Source organism: Actinosynnema sp. NPDC023658 (assembly GCF_040639995.1).
Classification (GTDB): Bacteria; Actinomycetota; Actinomycetes; order Mycobacteriales; family Pseudonocardiaceae; genus Actinosynnema.
In genome coordinates this window covers 1-2,516 of the sequence record NZ_JBFAAX010000814.1, presented here as the reverse complement: position 1 = coordinate 2,516, position 2,516 = coordinate 1, and the positions used below count along the sequence as shown (strand labels likewise).

General features: G+C 71.0%; 4 protein-coding genes and 1 pseudogene. All 5 read right to left on the bottom strand.

Going from position 1 to position 2,516, the window contains the following annotated elements:
• A pseudogene (locus tag AB0G02_RS35115) lies at positions 1 to 137 on the bottom strand (sphingosine kinase); the annotation flags it as partial.
• A gap of 44 nt (positions 138 to 181) precedes the next feature.
• Positions 182 to 1,114 carry a twin-arginine translocase subunit TatC gene (gene tatC / locus AB0G02_RS35110; protein WP_360803212.1) on the bottom strand — a complete coding sequence of 311 codons (933 nt, stop codon included), beginning with the start codon at positions 1,112 to 1,114 and terminating at the stop codon, positions 182 to 184.
• A gap of 120 nt (positions 1,115 to 1,234) precedes the next feature.
• Positions 1,235 to 1,588, bottom strand: coding sequence for a Sec-independent protein translocase subunit TatA (gene tatA, locus AB0G02_RS35105; protein ID WP_360803209.1), 354 nt, complete (start codon positions 1,586 to 1,588; stop codon positions 1,235 to 1,237).
• Complete coding sequence (locus AB0G02_RS35100) at positions 1,581 to 1,847, bottom strand: bacteriophage holin (RefSeq protein WP_360803206.1); 267 nt, start codon at positions 1,845 to 1,847, stop codon at positions 1,581 to 1,583. Before AB0G02_RS35100 ends, tatA begins: the two co-directional genes overlap by 8 nt.
• 18 nt (positions 1,848 to 1,865) lie before the next feature.
• Positions 1,866 to 2,516 (bottom strand): WYL domain-containing protein (locus AB0G02_RS35095; RefSeq protein WP_360803203.1); only part of this gene is annotated, 651 nt, incomplete at its 5' end.

Below are 2,516 nucleotides of genomic sequence, written 5' to 3'. Positions count from 1 at the left end.
GCGGTGGGGGCCACGTGCAGGTCGAGCCGGTCGACCGCGCCGCGCAGCCGTTCCGCGACGGTGCCCGCCATGCGCGCGGCCCTGCCCCTGCCCGAGGTCGGGCACACCAGCAGGGCCGCCCGCGTTGACGTCGACATGGTCGGGAAGCCTACAAAGACTTCACCGGATCGGGTGATCTCGCTCAGGTCACGTCGTCGTAGCGGACGCGTCCGGGGGTCTCCGGCCCGGCCACCGGGTCAGGTGACGGTCCGGGGTCCGGCGTCGGCACCGGATCGGGTGATGCTTCTTCGACCGAAGGGGTGTAGTCGAACGGGGCGGCCTCGTTGTCGTCCAGGTCGTCCAGGCCCTCGGCCTTGCGCCGCCGCTCCAGCCGCCGGTCGTGGACCCGGGCGAGCTGGATGGCCACCTCGAACAGCAGCGTGAGCGCCACCGCCAGGGCCACCATCGAGATCGGGTCGGTGCCCGGCGTCGCGATGGCGGCGAAGACGAACAGGGCGAACACGATGCCGCGCCGCCACTTGTTCAACTTCTCGTAGCTGATCACGCCGACCTGGTTGAGCATCACCACGATCAGCGGCAGCTCGAAGCTCACGCCGAAGATCAGCAGCAGGGCCAGCACGAAGCTGACGTACTCCCCCGCGGTCAGCGCGGTGATGAACTTCTCGTCACCGAAGCCCACCAGCACCGCCAGACCCTGCGGCACGACGTAGAACGCGAGCGTCGCGCCCGCCGCGAACAGCACCGACGCGCACGCCACGAAGATGATGGCGAAGCGCCGCTCCTTGGCGTACAGGCCGGGTGAGATGAACCGCCACACCTGGTAGAGCCACAGCGGCGCGGTCAGCGCCATGCCCGCGCCGGCGCCGACCTTGAGCCGGATCATGAAGACCTCGAACGGCTTGGTCTGCAGCAGCTGGCAGCCCTGCCCGGCCTGGGTGAGCCGCTGGGTCTCCGGGATGGCGCAGTACGGGTCGACGACGATGTCACCGAGGTTGGGCAGGCCGAAGATGTTCCAGCTCCACCAGGCGAAGCCGAAGACCGCGCCGAGCGCGATGAACAGCAGCGCCAACCCCAGGCGGTGCCGGAGGTCGTAGAGGTGGTCCTTCAACGACATGGTGCCGTCGGGGTTGCCCCGGCGACTCGTGATCTTGCGGCGCTCCCGGCGCTGGGCCCACCACCGGACCGGACTTGCCCCCACCGTGCGGACCGTCCTTCGGTTCTCGTCGACGCGGCTCTAGTTGGCGTTCGGGTTGTTCTGCAGGTTCTGCGAGGACTGCTCGACGGGAGGGGCCACCTGCGGCTGGACCGGCTGCGCGACGGGCTGCACGGGCTGCGCGACCGGCTGCTGGACCACGGGCTGCTGGACGACCTGCGGCTGCGCGGGCGGCAGCTGCTGCTGCGGCACGGCGGTGGCCTGCTGGGTGGTCTGCTGCGGCTCGTCCTCGCTGCGCAGGCCCTTGGTCTCGGCCTTGAGGATCTTCGCGGAACGGCCGATGGAGCGCGCCATGTCGGGCAGCTTCTTCGCGCCGAACAGCAGGATGATCACCACGGCGATGATGATCAGCTCGGTTGGTCCGAGGTTAGGCACCGTTGTCCTCCTGTCTCCCCCGGTCCACCGATGGTACGCGGGGCTTGCCCTCGCGGGCGTGATCCGGACGCCGTTCGGCGAGGGCCACCCCGAGCGCGGCGTACCGCGCCTTCAGCAGACCGACGCCGTCGCCGACCCTGTCACCCACCAGACTGCTTGCCGCGCGGAAGCGACGCAAGGATCCGATGACTTTATGAGCGATCACGACCAGCACGACCACCCCGAAGGCGATCAGCGCCAGGATCGGCAAGTACGGCACGGCACCACCGTACTTGGCCTAGGTTGCCGGGAGGTGATCCGCCCGGCGCAACGCCGCCTCGGCCTGCCGGGCTACCTCGGCCACCAGGTCGGGTGGCTGCTCCACGTGCACTTCACCGCCGAGGCCGAGCAGCAGCCGCACCATCCACGGCGTGTCGGAGTAGCGCATGAGCACCCTGGCGCGGCCCTCCGGCAGCTCGACCAGCCCGTCGGTCGGGTAGTACTCGGCCACCCAGCGGGCGTCCGGTTCGAGCACCAGCACGGCCGTCCGCTGCGACGGGTCCGGGCGGAACAACCCCTCCGATGTGTCGGTGGGGGTGGCGTGCGGCGGCGGGGCCGCGGGCTCGTCCAGCACGTCGACGGCGTCGATCCGGTCGACCCGGAACAGCCGCACGCCGTCCGCGACGCGGCACCACGCCTCCAGGTAGTTGCGGCCCTCCACGAGCAGCATCCGCATGGGGTCGACGACGCGCTCGGTGATCTCGTCCCGTGACGGCGTGTAGTAGCGCAGGTGCAGGGCACGGCCGCGGCGGACGCCGTCGGACACCGCGTCGCGCACGCGGGCGGTCTCCGGCGCCTCCCGCAGGGCGAGGCCGACGGCGACCCCGGCCGGTTGCGCCTGGCCGACGGCGGCCTCGATCTTGGCCACCGCCCGCTGCACGGCGGCCTG